The organism is Streptomyces sp. NBC_00083 (assembly GCF_026343295.1).
Taxonomy (GTDB): Bacteria; Actinomycetota; Actinomycetes; order Streptomycetales; family Streptomycetaceae; genus Streptomyces.
This window is the reverse complement of record NZ_JAPELY010000003.1, coordinates 1,142,153-1,158,172: the sequence shown is the minus strand read 5'-3', so window position 1 is coordinate 1,158,172 and position 16,020 is coordinate 1,142,153. Positions and strand designations below refer to the sequence as shown.

General features: G+C 70.2%; 14 protein-coding genes and 1 pseudogene. 5 read left to right on the top strand and 10 right to left on the bottom strand.

Annotation, left to right across the window (positions count from 1 at the left end; genetic code table 11):
• Positions 1 to 117: 117 nt before the first annotated feature.
• The 3 genes from OOJ98_RS29020 to OOJ98_RS29010 form a co-directional block, all read right to left on the bottom strand.
• A complete protein-coding gene (locus tag OOJ98_RS29020) occupies positions 118 to 3,174 on the bottom strand; it encodes a putative Ig domain-containing protein (protein WP_267058014.1) in 3,057 nt (1,018 codons plus the stop codon).
• A gap of 201 nt (positions 3,175 to 3,375) precedes the next feature.
• Entirely contained in the window at positions 3,376 to 3,801 is a 426-nt protein-coding gene (locus tag OOJ98_RS29015) for a DUF3592 domain-containing protein (RefSeq protein ID WP_267058013.1), read from the bottom strand.
• A gap of 46 nt (positions 3,802 to 3,847) precedes the next feature.
• Positions 3,848 to 5,059, bottom strand: a complete 1,212-nt coding sequence (locus OOJ98_RS29010; RefSeq protein WP_267058012.1) for a pyridoxal phosphate-dependent aminotransferase — start codon at positions 5,057 to 5,059, stop codon at positions 3,848 to 3,850.
• Between the two features lie 105 nt (positions 5,060 to 5,164).
• Here OOJ98_RS29010 and OOJ98_RS29005 point away from each other — a divergent pair.
• Positions 5,165 to 5,518 (top strand): annotated as a pseudogene (locus OOJ98_RS29005) (winged helix-turn-helix transcriptional regulator); the annotation flags it as partial.
• A gap of 310 nt (positions 5,519 to 5,828) precedes the next feature.
• Entirely contained in the window at positions 5,829 to 6,206 is a 378-nt protein-coding gene (locus OOJ98_RS29000) for a hypothetical protein (RefSeq protein WP_267058011.1), read from the top strand.
• Between the two features lie 36 nt (positions 6,207 to 6,242).
• Here the strand turns inward: OOJ98_RS29000 and OOJ98_RS28995 are convergent, their stop codons facing one another.
• Both OOJ98_RS28995 and OOJ98_RS28990 read right to left on the bottom strand, forming a co-directional pair.
• A complete protein-coding gene (locus tag OOJ98_RS28995) occupies positions 6,243 to 6,926 on the bottom strand; it encodes a hypothetical protein (RefSeq protein WP_267058010.1) in 684 nt (227 codons plus the stop codon).
• Between the two features lie 78 nt (positions 6,927 to 7,004).
• On the bottom strand, positions 7,005 to 7,796 hold the full coding sequence (locus OOJ98_RS28990) for an SDR family oxidoreductase (protein WP_267058009.1): 792 nt from the start codon (positions 7,794 to 7,796) through the stop codon (positions 7,005 to 7,007).
• 185 nt (positions 7,797 to 7,981) lie between these two features.
• Between OOJ98_RS28990 and OOJ98_RS28985 the strand changes: the two genes are divergently transcribed.
• The gene (locus OOJ98_RS28985) at positions 7,982 to 8,866 is read left to right on the top strand and encodes a helix-turn-helix transcriptional regulator (protein WP_267058008.1); all 885 of its coding nucleotides are present in this window, start codon (positions 7,982 to 7,984) and stop codon (positions 8,864 to 8,866) included.
• A gap of 14 nt (positions 8,867 to 8,880) precedes the next feature.
• Here OOJ98_RS28985 and OOJ98_RS28980 read toward each other — a convergent pair whose 3' ends face one another.
• The 4 genes from OOJ98_RS28980 to OOJ98_RS28965 all read right to left on the bottom strand — a co-directional run bounded on the left by OOJ98_RS28980 (position 8,881) and on the right by OOJ98_RS28965 (position 13,752).
• Positions 8,881 to 9,297: a hypothetical protein gene (locus OOJ98_RS28980; protein ID WP_267058007.1), complete on the bottom strand. Its 417-nt coding sequence runs from the start codon at positions 9,295 to 9,297 to the stop codon at positions 8,881 to 8,883.
• 200 nt (positions 9,298 to 9,497) lie between these two features.
• Positions 9,498 to 10,928 carry a carotenoid oxygenase family protein gene (locus tag OOJ98_RS28975; RefSeq protein WP_267058006.1) on the bottom strand — a complete coding sequence of 477 codons (1,431 nt, stop codon included), beginning with the start codon at positions 10,926 to 10,928 and terminating at the stop codon, positions 9,498 to 9,500.
• Between the two features lie 91 nt (positions 10,929 to 11,019).
• Complete coding sequence (gene glgX, locus OOJ98_RS28970) at positions 11,020 to 13,158, bottom strand: glycogen debranching protein GlgX (RefSeq protein WP_267058005.1); 2,139 nt, start codon at positions 13,156 to 13,158, stop codon at positions 11,020 to 11,022.
• 126 nt (positions 13,159 to 13,284) lie between these two features.
• Positions 13,285 to 13,752: a PPOX class F420-dependent oxidoreductase gene (locus OOJ98_RS28965; protein ID WP_267058004.1), complete on the bottom strand. Its 468-nt coding sequence runs from the start codon at positions 13,750 to 13,752 to the stop codon at positions 13,285 to 13,287.
• Between the two features lie 187 nt (positions 13,753 to 13,939).
• On the opposite strand from OOJ98_RS28965, the gene OOJ98_RS28960 reads away from it, so the two are divergent.
• Both OOJ98_RS28960 and OOJ98_RS28955 read left to right on the top strand, forming a co-directional pair.
• Entirely contained in the window at positions 13,940 to 14,152 is a 213-nt protein-coding gene (locus OOJ98_RS28960; protein ID WP_267058003.1) for a hypothetical protein, read from the top strand.
• Positions 14,153 to 14,357: 205 nt separating this feature from the next.
• The gene (locus tag OOJ98_RS28955; RefSeq protein ID WP_267058002.1) at positions 14,358 to 15,191 is read left to right on the top strand and encodes a PIG-L family deacetylase; all 834 of its coding nucleotides are present in this window, start codon (positions 14,358 to 14,360) and stop codon (positions 15,189 to 15,191) included.
• Positions 15,192 to 15,267: 76 nt separating this feature from the next.
• Here OOJ98_RS28955 and OOJ98_RS28950 read toward each other — a convergent pair whose 3' ends face one another.
• A complete protein-coding gene (locus OOJ98_RS28950) occupies positions 15,268 to 15,873 on the bottom strand; it encodes a hypothetical protein (protein ID WP_267058001.1) in 606 nt (201 codons plus the stop codon).
• Positions 15,874 to 16,020 lie beyond the last annotated feature (147 nt).

Here is a 16,020-nt window from a genome sequence, read left to right as displayed (position 1 = left end):
CGGGCCGCCCCCGCTCGGGCTCAGCGAGCGGGGGCTCCCTTCTTCGGATCTCGACTTGGCAGGTATGTCAGCGAGGTGCGCGCGGAGCGTGTCACGCGCCCTCACAGGGTCAGGCGCTCACAGCGTCAAGGTGAGGGTGAAGGGCTGTGTGGTGGTGCCCGCACTGTTCTTGGCGGTGAGGGTCAGGTGGTAGATGCCCGGGAGCAGGGCGGTGCCGGTGATGGTGGCGGTGCCGTTGCTCGTGGGGGTGAACCTGAACCCGAGGGGCAGGGCGCCGGATTCGCTGAGGACCGCCTTCGGGACGCCCGTGGTGGTGACGTTGAAGGTGAAGGGGGTCAGCAGCCGGGCGGTGGCGCTCGCCTTGCTGGTGATGGCTGGGGGCTGGCTGACGGTGATCGTCAACGGGCCGGTGGCCTTGCCCGCGCTGTTGGTGGCGGTGATGGTCAGCGGATAGCTGCCGCCGCTCCCGGCCGCCGGTGTGCCGGAGACCGTTGCCGTGCCGTCGCCGTTGTCCTTGAAGGTGACCCCGGCCGGCAGGTTCCCGGACTCCGTCAGGGCGGGGGCCGGGGCGCCGGTGGTGGTGATGGTGGCGGTGAAGGCGGTGCCGGTGACGGCCGACGCGGAGGTCGGGCCGGTGACGGCCGGTGCGGTACCGACGGGGCCGCCCGACGACGGGACGGTGATGGTGATCGTGGACCCGGCGCCCACCGGGGTCCACGCCGACCGTGTACCGCCGTACGACTCGCCGAAGGCGGCGCCGTTCAGGGTGCTGCCGTCCGGGACGGTGACCGGCACCGATACCGCGGATCCGCCGGAGTTGCCGATCACGACGGAGCCGTTCTGCACGGAGGCGGTGACCGTGCCCGCGTTCTTCGCGGCGGTCCACGCAGCGGACTCGGCGAGTACCTGGGACTGGCCGGCGTCAGTCATCTGGACCAGAGGTGTCGTCGACCAACTCGCGTACTGCGCCTGCATGTTGCTCAGCAGGGTCAGCAGGGTGTAGCCGTAGTCCGAGGTGGTGCCGTTCACGGTCTTGGTGGCCGGACCGACCAGGTTGGCCTGGTGGGCGTAGTTCATGCGCGGGTCGTCGGACAGGACGTGGCCGAGCATGATCCGCGACTCGGAGGCCAGCACCGTGGCCTCGCTCGCGGGGGTGGTGGTGCAGGTGGTGGACGGCGTGCCGACGCACTTGCCGGTCTCGCCGGGGTACTGGCTGTCGCCGACCGGGGACCCGGCGGCGACGTAGGCGGTGTTGTACTCGTTGAGCTCGTCGGGCCAGTTGGCCGCGTTGTAGTAGATGTTGCTGGGGTAACGGGGCGCGGAGGAAGCCGTGTTGGCGGCGCCGGTCGCGCTGGTGCCGGTGATGGCGTACGACTGCGGCTGGCGCGAGGCGTCGGCGCCGAAGACCGTGACTCCGGTGTCGGCGAAGGCCCGCGGGATGTTGGGGTTCTCCAGGCCGGAGTGCTCGCCGGTGACGACGGAGTGCGTGCTGAAGTTGGTGAGGCCGTTGTTGGCCGCGAAGGCGTCGTCCAGGCCGATCTCCTGCTCGATGCTGGAGTCGGGCGTGGCGCTGGTCGCGGGCACCCAGCCGGCGGCGTTCGCGCAGCCGATGCCGGGGTCGGTCGCGGTCGGGTAGTCGGCGGTGCTGCCGGGGCCGCCGGCCGGGCTCGTGGCGCCGGTGTCGGTGTACGAGTAGGCCGTGGCCGCGCCGGTCGGGTCCTCCTTGACCTGGCCGATCAGGCCGAAGCTGGTGGAGCCGGCGGGCGCGCGGTAGATGTCGTAGCCCCAGAAGCCGGTGCCGCCGGAGTACTGCGACTCCAGCTTCGCCAGGCTCGGGCCGCCCCCGTTGGGCGCGTCCGGCCAGGACAGCGCGACCGATCCGTTCGCCGCGACGGTGACCTGCTGCGGGGTCGAGGGTTCCGACTCGCCGTAGGCGGTGGCGGCGGTGATCTCGTAGCTGTACCCGCCGGCACTCAGGGACCCGCCGGTGCCCGCCGTGGGCGCGTTCGCGGGCTGCGGGGCCGCGACGGTGCAGCCCAGGAACATGTGGGACCAGGTGTGCGTGATCCAGTTGAACTGGCCCTGCTGCTTGAGCATTTCGTTGACGAACGCGGCGTCATTCGGATAGTCGGCGTCGACCGTCTGCCCCGGGTCGGTGTAGGTGGTGCCGTTCACCGTGGTGCTGCCCGAGCAGTTCGCGCCGGACGTCGCGCTCGCGGTGGGCGCGGTGCACGCGCCGATGGCGTTGAACGCGAACTCCAGCTTGATGCCGGTCTGCTTCTGCCAGTTGGCCACGTAGTCCACGTCCGCGGCGCTCATCTGGGTGTCCGGCGGCGCGTCTGCGGCATTGCCGCCCACGCCCGGCGGGCACAGCACGTCGTTCGGCTCGGTGGCCGCCGGGGTGCACTGGTACTTGTTGCTCCACTCGTTGTCGGCGATGAACAGGTCGTCGACGTCCTGGCCGAAGTAGTTGCGGTACAGGCCCAAGTGGGTGTTCTGAGTAACCCAGTTGATCAATCCCGGTGCGAGCAGCAGCCAGGGAAGTTCGGTGGAGTTGTAGTTGAAGGTCAGCGCCAGCTCGGCGACGCCTGCCTGCGCGTCGGTGGCCGGGTGCTGATAGACGGCGGCCAGCGTCCGGCCTGCCGCGTCCTGCAGCCACGGGGTGACGGGCGCGCCCGCGACCGGCGTGGCCGGGTATCCGTAGGATCCGGCCTCGAACGGCACCGGGCCCTTCAGCTCCGGCAGCCCGGCGAGACCGGCGGCCGTCAGCTGCGCGGTGCCGCTCATCGCGCCGGAGTCACCGGCCGTCAGGCCCACCGAGGCCGACGGATACACGTACCCGTCCACCTGCCGTATCCCGAAGCCGGCCTCGTAACGGTCCAGATCCGTCAGCTGCCCGGCGCCGAACCAGGCCGGCGAGTCCGCGAACACCACACCGTTGTAATAGCCGTGCGTGCCGCTGGACAGCGACGGCAGCGACACCGTCTCGCTGCCGAGGTCCCCGGTGGCGTTCACCAGCGTGTACGCCACGCCTTCGGTGTCCAGCGCGTGCTGCCACGCCACCGTGGTCGGGTCGGCCGGCCCGTCCCCGATCAGGAGCACCTTCAGATCCAGCTGCGGAGCCGGGTCCGCGAAGGCCGGCGCCGCCGCCTGCGCGGTCGCCGCTAAGGTCACCGCGGCCACTCCGGCAACGGCCCATCGTGCTGCGCGTCTTATCACCGTGCGTCTCCCCATCTCCTCGTGAGTCCCGCCCGCCCCTCCAGCCCGGCCAGGCGGCTAGCACAGCATCGGGCGCTGCAGGCGCGCCAAGCCGGGACATGGGGAGAACATGGACATGGGGAGAGCCAGAGAAGAGCTTCACCCGCGTCGAAGCGGTCAGACCCCGACCAGCACGGCAACCACCACCGCCGTCGTGCCGGTAGTCAGGACCGCCCCCATGACCGTGAACAGCACGTAGAACGCCTTCGAATCCCAGCCATGGATCACGAACCGGCGCGGGTTCCTCTCGTCGTACAGGACCGTGACAGAGTGACCGACGCCGAAACCGCGCAGGATCGTGCTCCGGCCGAACGCGGAGGGGTACGTGCACGCGCGGCCGTCGTGGGTCGTCCACGCCACGACGGGGTGATGGTACGCAGCTCCCTCGTCACCCCGCCTGGTGTCGTGACGCACGACGCGCCCCACCGCGGTACGCCCGTCGCGGCGCAGCGCGCCGAGGCGGCGGAGGCCGTGGACGCCGGCGCAGAGGAAGCCCGCTCCGATGCACAGCGGTATGAGCGAGAAGAGCCATGCGCGGTCCATGTCGTGCACTCCGATCAGCTGGTGGTCGTCGAATCCCGGCTACCGGCTACTGCCGATACGTGGCGAGGAAGCGGCCGATGCGGTTGATCGCGGTCTCCAGGTCGTCCGAGCGCGGGAGGGTGACGAAGCGGAAGTGGTCGGGGCGGGGCCAGTTGAAGCCGGTGCCCTGGACGACCTGGATCTTCTCGCGCAGCAGCAGGTCCAGCACGAAGCGCTTGTCGTCGACGATTTTGTGCACGGCCGGGTCGAGCCGGGCGAAGGCGTACAGCGCGCCCTTGGGTTTGACGCAGCTCACGCCCGGGATGTCGTTCAGTGCCCGCCAGGCGACGTCGCGCTGCTCGGTGAGCCTGCCGGTGGGCAGCGTGAGGTCGTGGATCGACTGGTGCCCGCCGAGCGCGGCCTGGATGGCGTACTGCCCCGGGACGTTCGGGCACAGCCGCATCCCGGCCAGCGTGGTCAGTCCTTCCAGGTAGTCCTTGGCCAGCTCCTTCGGCCCGGAGGCGACCAGCCAGCCGCTGCGGAACCCGGCCACCCGGTAGGACTTGGACAAGCCGTTGAAGGTGAGGGTCAGCACGTCCTCGGCGAGTGCGGCGAGGCAGTGGTGCTCGGTGCCGTCGTAGAGGATCTTGTCGTAGATCTCGTCGGCGAGCACCATGAGCCCGTGCCGGCGGGCGAGTCCGAGGATGCCTTCGAGGAGTTCCTTCGAATAGACCGCGCCGGTCGGGTTGTTGGGGTTGATGACGACGATGGCCTTGGTCCGGTCCGTGATCTTCGAGGCGATGTCGTCGAGGTCGGGGTACCAGTCCGCCTCCTCGTCGCACATGTAGTGCACGGCCCGGCCGCCCGCGAGGCGGACCACGGCGGTCCACAGCGGGAAGTCGGGGGCCGGGACCAGTACTTCGTCGCGGTCGTCGACAAGGGCCTGCACGGCCATCTGGATCAGCTCGGACGCGCCGTTGCCGAGGTAGACGTCATCGACCGTCACACCCGCGACGCCGCGCTGCTGGTAGTACTGGACCACCGCGCGCCGGGCGGGGAGGATGCCGCGGGCATCGCTGTAGCCATGGGCCCGGGGCAGGTTGCGGATGATGTCCTGGACGATCTCCTCCGGCGCCTCGAAGCCGAACGGCGCGGGGTTGCCCGTGTTCAGCCTGAGCACGCTGTGCCCCGCCTCCTCAAGGGCGTTGGCCTGGTCGACCACCGGGCCGCGGATCTCGTAGCAGACGTCCCTCACCTTGCTGGACTGCCGAAACTCCATCTGTGGCCTCCCCGACCGTAGCTGTCGCCCTTGCCCGCACCCGTGATTGCTTTGTTCTACCAAGTACCAACTTGGAAAGTCCAACCCTCGGTTATGCTGGCCCCCATGCCACAGCGGAGTTACGACCAGTACTGCGCGGTCGCTCGCGCCTTGGACGCGGTGGGGGAACGCTGGAGCCTCCTGATCGTCCGTGAGCTGCTGAACGGCCCGCGGCGCTACACCGACCTGCACGCGGACCTGCCGGGTGTCTCCACCGACATCCTGGCCGCGCGCCTCAAACAGCTGCAGGCCGACGGCCTGGTCGAGCGCCGCCCACTGGAGCGGCCCGCCGGCGGGATGGTGTACACGCTCACCGAGCCCGGCCTGGCGCTGCGGGGCGTCGTCGAAGCGCTGGCGCTCTGGGGCCGCGACCTCCTCGGCGCGCCCCGGCCCACGGATGCCGTTCGCGGGCACTGGTTCACGGAGCAGGACCGGCCGAATGCGGGGGCGGTCGGTCCTGGAGACCAGCGGCATGACCCCCAGGGCGCTTGACGGCACGTCACCGAAGCCCCGCCTGAGACCTGCCGAAATCCCGCCATGAAGACCGCAGGAGACGTCACCCCGGAACGCGCCGTGGGGCGCCGAGCAGGGGACCCGGGCAGCTTCGTGCCCCGTGCGGAGGCCGACCGGCAGCACCGGCTACCGTTGCGCCGTCAACGGCGCGGATGCATGGGGGACGACAGTGGCCGGCACAGAGAACGACACTCCGCCGACAGCAGGCTCGTTGGGCATGCTGCCCACGGTCGTGAAAGCGGGAGCGACCCTGGCCCTGCTCGCCGCTATGACCGCGATCGCCCTCGCCCTCCTGCCCGTGTCGAAGTCGGTCCAGGGCCTCGACGCCGGCTACCCGACCTCCACCACGAACGTGACCTGCGGATCAGTCCTCATACCCTCGGGAGACGACGTACTCGGCGACTTCAGGGACAGGAACGAGGCGCTGGCCTGTGGCTCCGCGAGGACTCAGCGGGCCGGATGGGCCGGCACGGCGCTCGGCGCCTCGATCGTCATCCTCGTCTTCGCCCTGCTGATGGGCGACGGCTTGGCCGGCGGCTCCGGCACGCCACCGCGCGAGGATCGACGCTCGCCCGACGAACAGCCCGCCGAATAGCCGGAGCCATGCGGTGGATCGTCGGGCTAACACAACTCACCCTCCCACAGGGGTACTTGACGCTCCGTCAGGCACCGAAACGCCCGTGCCGGCCAGGCCCGTGCCGTGCAGCGCCCGCAGCATGACGGGGAGTTCCCAGTGGTCGTACTCGGACCCCGCGACCAGGGACTCCAGGAGCCCCGGCGTCAGCTCGCGGCGTTCGGCGTGGTCCAGGATCTCCTCCGGGCCTACCGGCGCGTCCTGACCGAGGTCGAGGGCGTCCAGCACGTCGGAGCGGTCGACGAACCGGCTCATGCCGCAGTCCAGGCCGTCGTCGTCGAGGCTGTCGGGGTACGGGGCACGTGCCCAGGCGCCGTTCTCGTACCAGTACACGCAGCCCAGCTCGTACCCGTCGATCAGGTGGCGGAGTGTGTCGAGCGGGAGCCAGTCCGGTGCGCCGGCCAGCATGTCGATGGACGGCTTGTGCCATTTGACGCCGCTGGACTCGTCCTCCCCGTAGAGCACGAAGCGCCCCTGGCCCAGCCTCTCCAACGTCCAGCACGTGGTGCCGCAGTCGTCGAGGTGGAGGCCGCCGCCGTCGATCCAGTGGCCCGTGCGGTGCACGAAGGCCAGCTCCTCCTCCTCGGCCGACGCCTCCAGGACCGCGAGAAGTCCCCAGCGCGCCCAGAGCAGTTCGGCCTCCGGCAGGTCGCCGGGCTGGCCGGGACGGTGCATCGTCATGTGTTCCCCCGTGGGATGGTGCGGCGTCTCGTACGGGATCCGAGCCTAGTGCGCCGACCACGGGAGGGGGCGGGCCGCCTACGCGGTTGTGGCGATGCCACCGTCGACGGGGATCACGGCGCCCGTCACATAGGCGCCTGCCCGGCTCGCGAGGAACACGGCGACACCCGCCATGTCGTCGTCGCGGCCGATCCGGCGCAGTGGGGCCGACGCCACGATCGCCTCGCCGAACTCATCGAGCGTCGCGGCCATCATCGTCGACGGGAAAGGTCCCGGAGCCACGGCGTTCACGGTGACGTGCTGCGGCCCCAGCTCCTTGGCGAGCACTCTGGTGAGTTGGTGCAGTGCGGCCTTGCTGCTGGAGTACGAGTAGTTGGGCCGCTGGGGGATGTGGATGGCGGCGATGCTGCCGATGTTGATGATCCGCGCGGGATCGTCGGCGGTGCCCGCCCTGCGGAGAGCGGGCAGCAGCGCCTGGACCAGCCAGAACGGTGCCTTCAGATTGAGGTCGACGACCGTGTCCCAGGCCGCGTCCGGGAACGTCGCCAGCGGTTCGTCCCACATGGCGCCCGCGTTGTTGACGAGGATGTCGAGGCGCTCCGAGTCGGCGGCGACAAGATCGGACAGCCGCCGGCACTCACCGTGGCGGGACAGGTCGGCGGGGATGGCCCGCACCTCACCGAACGCGGACAGCTCTTCCTGCGCCCGAGTGCACGCTCCTGCGTCGCGTGAGCTGATGACCACGCGGACGCCCGCCTGGAGAAGGCCACGCGCGATCATCATCCCGATGCCTCTGGTGCCGCCGGTGACGAGCGCGCGCTTTCCGCTCAGATCGAAACGTTCCGCGTGTGTTGTGTAGGGGTTGTCCACCGTGACGCCTTTCCATGTGGTCGTGCGGGGTGACGCGCCGGGTGCTCGGCAGGGCCGGTGTGAGGGCGCTCTGCCTTGCTGCGTCCCTGTCATGGAACCCGTATGCGTGCGCGGGTGGGAGTGACCTCTCTTCCGGGTAACGGCAGTACCTCCCAGCCCAGCGCCGCACGACCTACGGTGGTGAGGTGAGCGACAGCGAGAGGCATGAGCGGACCGACGAGGTGCGGAAGTTCCTCAGCACCCGTCGCGCCCGCCTCACGCCGCAGCGGGCGGGGCTGCCCGTCTTCGGCGGCCATCGACGGGTGACCGGGTTGCGCCGGGAGGAGGTGGCCCTGCTGGCCGGGATGAGCATCGACTACTACATCCGCCTGGAGCGCGGGAACCTGCGCGGCGCCTCGGACTCGGTGCTGGACTCCTTGTCCCGCGCGCTTCAGCTCGACGAGGCCGAGCGGGCCTACCTCTACGACCTGGCCCGCGCGGCCACTGCGTCCGGGCATCGGCCCACCGCCGCGACGGGGCGGATCCGACCGGTGGTTCTGCGGATGCTCGACGCGATGACCGACCTGCCGGCCTACATCCGCAACGGGCGCTACGACATCCTCGCCGCCAACGCACTCGGCCGGGCTCTCTACGCCCCGGTCTACGATTCCCCGTTGTTCGCACAGCGCGGCCCGGTCAACACCGCGCGGTTCGTTTTCCTCGATCCTGGGTCCGCCGATTTCTGGCCCGAGTGGGAGAAGGCCGCCGACGACTCGGTCGCCTTCCTGCGCACCGAGACCGGCCGCTCGCCGCAGGACAGGGGGCTGATGGAGCTGATCGGCGAACTGTCCACGAAGAGCGACGAGTTCGCCCGGCGCTGGGCCCGGCACGACGTGAAGTTCCAGCGCTCCGGCGTGAAACGACTCCACCACCCGCTCGTCGGGGACCTGGCCCTGCCCTATGAGGCCCTCGATCTGGCCGCCGACCCCGGGCTCCGTATCACCATCTACTCCCCCGAGCCCGACTCATCCGCGCGCCAGGCACTCGATCTCCTGGCCGGCTGGACGGGCTCGACCGCACTTGCGCGCTGACTGACCCAGGGCTCCTACCGGCCGGGCGCCCAGGGCTGCGGCAGCGGAGCCGGACCGTCCAGCGCACTGCGCAGCTTCTCCTTGAGGCTCTTCGCCCGCGCCTCCTCCTCCGTACGGGAGTGCATCAGCCGGGCCGCGGTCACCCGGAAATGGCACTCGCGCCGGCGCTGTCGCACCAGGACGACCCAGGTGCCGTCCTGGGCGAGGAAAGCCTCCCGGCCCGGCTCGTCGCCGGGCCGGGCGTGCCGGGCCAGTACCCGCGGTATGTAGCGCAGCGCGGCGTCCTCGGCCATGGCGACCGCCTCGGCCCGGTCCTGGCCGATGCGGTGCGTGCCCACGAGCATCCACCGGTGCAGCCTCAGATGCACCCCGTCGGCGTTCTCACCGATCATGGTGTCCTCCTCGATGAGGACGTACCACTCGTTGATCACAGCCCATGTCTCCCTTGTTCGCCCGACTCGCACGTCACACTCGATCACACTCCGCCCCAGGCCAACATCCCGGCACCGCACGGTAGTGATCGCAAGAGACCGCCCAGGATCTCAAGGTGCCCTACAGACAGCCGAGTTGGCGATATGAACCTCAGGCTCGCCCACACGTGGTTCACGAAACTCCGAGCCGGCCGGTCCGTTCACGTGGGCAGCCAGGAGCCGTGCAGGCCGAGGGGGACGCGGACCGGAATGCGGACCCGCGCGACGGGCCCGGACGCGGGGTCCTCGGCCGGGATGACGAGGAACCAGCTCGTCCCGTCCGTGCGGTCGGTCGCGAACGTCAGCCAGTGGCCGCGCTCGTCGGACGGGCGGCCGGGCTCGGGCGCGAAGACCGGCTCCCCCACCGACAGGTCCCCGGCGGGCCAGACGCTCGCGGTGTTGGTCTCGGTGTCGTACCAGCGCAGGGCGTTGAACTCCCCCGGCAGCAGGTCCGGGCCCTCGACCCGGGCAGCCAGTGCGAGGAACCGGTGGCGCCGGCCGATGCGCCGGTCGTCGATGCGGGGCAGTTCCACCCGGGCGTCGTCGATGTCGGTGCGGGCCATGCGGCCCGCGACCGGGTCGATACGAGCCCGCACCAGGTTGCACCGCACGGGATCCGCCGAGGACGCCGCGGAAGCGCTGCCCACCGTCAGACGGCTCCACTGCACGTATTCGAGGACGACGTCGCCCTCGCCCTCGGGCCCGTCGTCGTACGCGTTCACCGTGTGCCACAGCCAGAACGCCTCGTCCGACGCCCACCGCACCCGGCCGCCGTCGCGCGGGATCAGCGCGACGCGTGTCCCGCGCTCGGGGCGCCAGGCGAGGAAGGAGCCCCCGGACATCGCCCCTTCGAGGTCGATGAAGACCGGGGAGAGCACGAGGACGATGTACCGCTTGGTCAGCGCCATGTCGTGGATCATCATCGGCTCGTCGACGCCCTCGACGGGTGTGGCCTTCCGGATGACGACACCCGTGGGATCGATGATCGACCACGTCAGGTACGGGGCTTCGAGCGCGTAGCAGAACACCACCATCTCGCCGGTGACGGGATCGATCTTGGGGTGGGCCGTGATGCCCACGGGCAGAGCGCCCCCGAAATCCTCCCGGCCGACCGTCTCCAGCTCGTCGTCCATCCGGAACGGGCACGCCGACTCCGCGAGCGCCATCAGACGGCCGGCGTGGCTGACGACGTTGATGTCGGGAAGGTCCTTGAACTCGTTGGCCAGTTCGGGCCCGACGACGTCGGGGCCGGGCAGAACGAACGACTCCAGGCCGCCCCACAGGGCGTGGCCGACGCGTTCCTCGGCCAGCAGCCCCGGAGTGCGGACGAAGCGGTTGCGGTAGCGGGCCCGCCCCTCGGAGAGCCAGACGCCGTGCAGCATGCCGTCGCCGTCGATCGGGTAGAGGTACGACCCGATCGGGGTGAAGCGGGGATTGGGCCCGTTGCGGACGTACAGGCCGTCCAGCGAGGACGGGATGTCCCCGGTCACCTCCAGGTCGATGGCGTCGACCTCTTCTGTCACCGGTGCGAACGACCCGAGCAGATGCGGAACGCGGGTGGGGTCGAAGCCTGGCTGCGTCCTAGCACTCACAGGCCCTCCCAAGGTGATGTCCAGGGGCCTCAGCTCATTTCAGCGTAACTCCGCCCCTGGAAATCACCCACGTGAGGCACAGAGGGCCTGATCAGGCCCTTCGCTCCCGCTTCAGCACGCGCAGGCTGTGTGCCTCCATCGGGAACTCGGCCTCCGCCTCGAAGACCGCGGCTCGGGCCCCGCCCCCGTCGCCGTCGCCGTCCACCGTCGGGTCCGCGGTGTCCAGCACCAGTTGCCATTCCTCGCCGAACGCCGCCGTGGGCAGACGGAAGTCGATGGGCTCCCGATAGCTGTTGAACAGCAGCAGGAACGTGTCGTCGGTGAGGGGGCGGCCCCGCGCGTCGCGTTCCATCAGCCCGTCCGCGCTCAGGTACACGGCGAGGGCGTGCGCGTCGCCGCGCTTCCAGTCCTCGTCGCCCATCTGCGACGCGTCGGGCCGCAGCCAGACCACCTCGGCCCGCTCCGGTGGCGTGTCGGGCGTGGGGCCCACGGGGAAGTGCCGGCGACGCAGCCCGGGGTGTGCGTGGCGCAGCGCCACCACGCGCCGGGCGAAGTCGAGCAGGCCCCGGCGTTCCTCGTCCAACTCCCAGTCCATCCAGGAGATTTCGTTGTCCTGGCAGTAGGCGTTGTTGTTGCCGCCCTGGGTGCGGCCCAGTTCGTCGCCGTGGGCGAGCATGGGCACGCCTTGCGAGAGCAGGAGGGTGGCGAGCAGGTTGCGCTGCTGGCGCAGCCGCAGTTCGCGTACGCCGGGGTCGTCGGTCTCGCCCTCGGCTCCGCAGTTCCAGGACCGGTTGTCGTCGGCGCCGTCGCGGCCGTCCTCGCCGTTGGCCTCGTTGTGTTTGCTGTCGTACGAGACGAGGTCGCGCAGCGTGAAACCGTCGTGCGCCACCACGAAGTTCACACTCGCGCGGGGCCGTCGCCGGTCGTGCTGATAGAGGTCGGACGAGCCGGTGAGCCGGGACGCGAAGTCGGCGAGGGTGTCGTCCTCGCCCCGCCAGAAACCGCGTACGGTGTCGCGGTAGTGGCCGTTCCACTCCGACCACAGGGCGGGGAAGTTGCCGACCTGGTAGCCGCCGTCACCGATGTCCCACGGTTCGGCGATCAGCTTGACCTGGCTGATCACCGGGTCCTGCTGGACCAGGTCGAAGAAGGCCGAGAGGCGGTCCACCTCGTGGAACTGCCGTGCCAGGGTGGCGGCGAGGTCGAAGCGGAAGCCGTCCACGCGCATCTCGGTCACCCAGTAGCGCAGCGAGTCCATGATGAGCTGCAGGACGTTGGGGTGCCGCATCAGCAGGGAGTTGCCGGTGCCGGTGGTGTCGAAGTAGTGGGCCGGGTCGTCGTCGACGAGGCGGTAGTAGGCCGCGTTGTCGATGCCGCGGAACGACAGGGTGGGGCCCTGGTCGTTGCCCTCCGCGGTGTGGTTGAACACCACGTCGAGGATCACCTCGATCCCGGCGGCGTGCAGGGCCTTCACCATCTCCTTGAACTCGACGACCTGTTGGCCGCGGGTGCCGCCGGCCGCGAAGCCGTTGTGCGGCGCGAAGAACCCGATGGTGTTGTAGCCCCAGTAGTTCGACAGTCCGCGGTCGACGAGGAAGCCGTCCTGGGTGAACTGGTGTACCGGCATCAACTCCACGGCGGTGACGCCGAGTTCCTTGAGGTGTTCGATGACCTCCGGATGCGCGAGCCCCGCGTAGGTGCCGCGCAGCTCCTTCGGCACGCTCGGGTGACGCATCGTCAGGCCGCGGACGTGCGCCTCGTAGATCACCGACTCGTGGTACGGGTGGCCCGGACGCCGGTCACCCTCCCAGTCGAAGCTCCGGTCCGTGACGACGCCGAACATTCCGTGCCCGGCGCTGTCCAGACCGTTGGGCGTCTCGGGGTTCTCGGGGTCGGCGGTCAGTAGCGAGGGATCACCGTCGAGCTGTCCGTCCACGGCGGTGGCGTACGGATCGAGCAGTAGTTTCGCCGGGTCGCAGCGCAGTCCCTCGGAGGGCCGGAACGGTCCGTGCACCCGGTAGCCGTACCGCTGGCCTGGGCCGACCCCCGGCAGGTACGCGTGCCACACCGACCCGTCGGCATCGGTGAGCGGCACGCGCCGCTCCTCACCTGCGTCGTCGAAGAGGCAGAGCTCCACCCTTTCGGCGACCTCGGAGAAGAGGGCGAAATTGGTTCCGGCGCCGTCGTGGACGGCACCGAGCGGATAAGGACGACCAGGCCACGTCTCCATTCCCGCATCAAAACACGAGAGCCCCCGACGGACGGCCCCCGACGCGGCGGCACCCCGACGGCGTTGCCCGATCGCCGGGCCCGGCGCCGTACGCCGGGCCGGGCTCGGGGCCGGTCCGAAGGGCTCCTACTCCTGCGCGAGCGAGGCCGGGAAGCCGCCCGTCGCCACCGGGCCCCAGCGGACCGGCGTGACACGGATCAGGGACTTGCCCTGCTTCACCATCGCCGCGCGGTACTCCGCCCAGTCCGGGTGCTCGCCGCTGATGCTGCGGAAGTAGTCCACGAGCGGCTCGACCGAATCCGGCGGGTCGATGACTTCGGCCTCGCCGTCCACCTGGACCCACGGCCCGTTCCACTCGTCCGAGAGGACGATGACGCTCACGCGCTGCTCCCGGCGCGCGTTGCGCGTCTTGGCGCGCTCGGGGTACGTGGACATGACCAGGCGGCCCGCGTCATCGACGCCGCAGGTGAGCGGCGAGCCCTGCGGGCTGCCGTCGGCGCGTCGGGTCAGCAGGATGGCGCGGTGCCGCGGGCGGATGAATTCCAGCAACTGGTCCAGTTCGACAGGGGTGTTGGTAGCGACTTTTGGGCTCATGCATCGCACCCTACGACAGGCCGCCGCCGCCCTGGCGCCCCGGCGCGCGCCGCCGCGGCCGCGGAACGCCGGCTCGCGCGGCGCGGTGCCCACCGGGCCGGCTTCCTCTTCGACGACCGACTCGTGAGAGAACGGGTAACGAACGGGTAGGAACGACAGGCCCGCCCGCTACCGAGGGAGAACGCCCGTGACCAGCGACGACATCATCACCCGGATCACCCGGGTCGAGGCGGAACTCGCGCAGCCGACCCCGCCTCCTTTGAGCGGGCAGGTCAGCATTCCCCTCGACCCGATCCGCCACCACGCGTACACCGGCGACGGCGGGCCCTGCACCACCCTGCTCTTCGGCGAGCAGTGCGCCGAACCGGCCGACGATCACGATCCGTCGCTTTTCGCCTGACCCCTGCGGCGACGAGACCGGGGAGAGGACCGTGATCCTCGACGGCGACGGCGGATCACGTCCGTCGGGCAGGCGTTGCCACCGCGTGACCGTGGCGCTTCCAGTAAGAATGGGTGAGGACGACTGAGCCCGCTCCGGCGGGGTCCGCCCAGGTGGATATAGAGCTGAAACCCCTGGAAACCCTTTGATACAGGAGAAATACGTCATGACCGATCGGCCTTTGACCATCATGGCTGTGCACGCCCACCCCGATGACGAGGCCACGAGCACGGGTGGAGTTCTCGCCCGCTACGCGGCAGAGGGAATTCGCACGGTCCTCGTGACATGTACCGACGGAGGATGCGGCGACGGGCCCGGCGGGGTGAAGCCGGGCGACCCCGGGCACGACCCGGCGGCCATCGCTTCGATGCGACGGGATGAACTCAAGGCGAGCTGCGCCGTCCTGAAGGTCAGTCACTTGGAGATGCTGGACTACGCCGACTCCGGGATGATGGGCTGGTCCACCAACGACGCCCCCGGGTCGTTCTGGCGGACGCCCGTGGAGGAGGGCGCCGCGCGCCTCGCGGAACTCATGCGCCGCTACGAACCCGATGTGGTCGTCACCTATGACGAGAACGGCTTCTACGGGCACCCGGACCACATCCAGGCGAACCGCATCACGATGGCGGCGCTGGCCATGATCGAGCAGACGCCGAAGGTGTACTGGACGACGGCGCCCCGCACGATGATGCAGCGGTTCGGCGAGGTCATGCGCGAGTTCCACCCGGACGCCCCGGAGCCGGACCCCGCCGAGGCCGCCGCGATGGCGAAGATCGGGCTCCCGGACGAGGAGATCACCACCTGGGTGGACACCTCGCCCTTCGGCGCCCAGAAGTTCGACGCGCTGGCCGCACACGCGAGCCAGGGCGAGAACATCTTCTTCCTGCGGATGGGCGTGGAACGGTTCACGGAGCTGATGGGCGTGGAGACCTTCGTACGCGTCCAGGACACCACCGGCGCGGAGCTCCCCGAGAACGACCTGTTCGCCGGCCTGCGCTGAGCCACCGAGAGCCCGGCCCCGCCCGTCCCGGACGCATACGGTCCGGGCCGGACGGGGCCGAGCCGAGGATCTTGCGTCACGGACGAAGGCCCACCCGGCGCAGCGTCAGTGCCGCGAGGTCGGCGATCACGTCGGGGTCTCCGCGGCGCCAGGCATCGGCCAGGCCGCCCGGCGGCGTGGGGAGCGCGGACAGCGGCCGCTGGGGTCCGGTGAGCGCCCGCAGCGCCAGGAGGTCCGCGCCGCCGGGAGCGTCCAGAAGCCGGCGGGTGGTGGCGGTGCGCCGGATCCATCGCGCCCTCGGAACGAGCCACAGCATCGGGATGACGGCGGTCGGAAGCACGATCAGAGCGATCGTGGTCAGCGTCGCCACGTGCCCCACGGTGTCCTGCAGCGACTGACCGGCGTCGGAGAGACTGGTGCCGGCGTGGGCCGCGGACTGGAGCGGCTTCTTCAACGAGCCACCCACGAACGGGACTTTCGATGCCGCGTTGCCGGCGTCGTCGAGACTGGAGGCGAGGCTGTCACCCGCGCTCTGCGCCTTCCGCCCCGGCTCGGCCAGGGTCAGGATCGCGTCGCGTACGACCAGGGCGAACGACACGGTGACCGCGATCAGGAACAGGGCGATCAGATCCGCGAAGAGCTGACGGCTTCGGCGCGCTGGGGTCTGGGCGTAGAGACGCATGGACGTGCTCTCCTGTTCAGGTGACTGATCCGGCGGTTGGTCCGGTGACGGCTCCCGACGACGACATCACTCGGTCCGTCTTCCCGTGTGGGCGCGCGGTGAACGTATCCGGGCAACGGCTGCGGCGTGCACGTGACTTGACGGTAC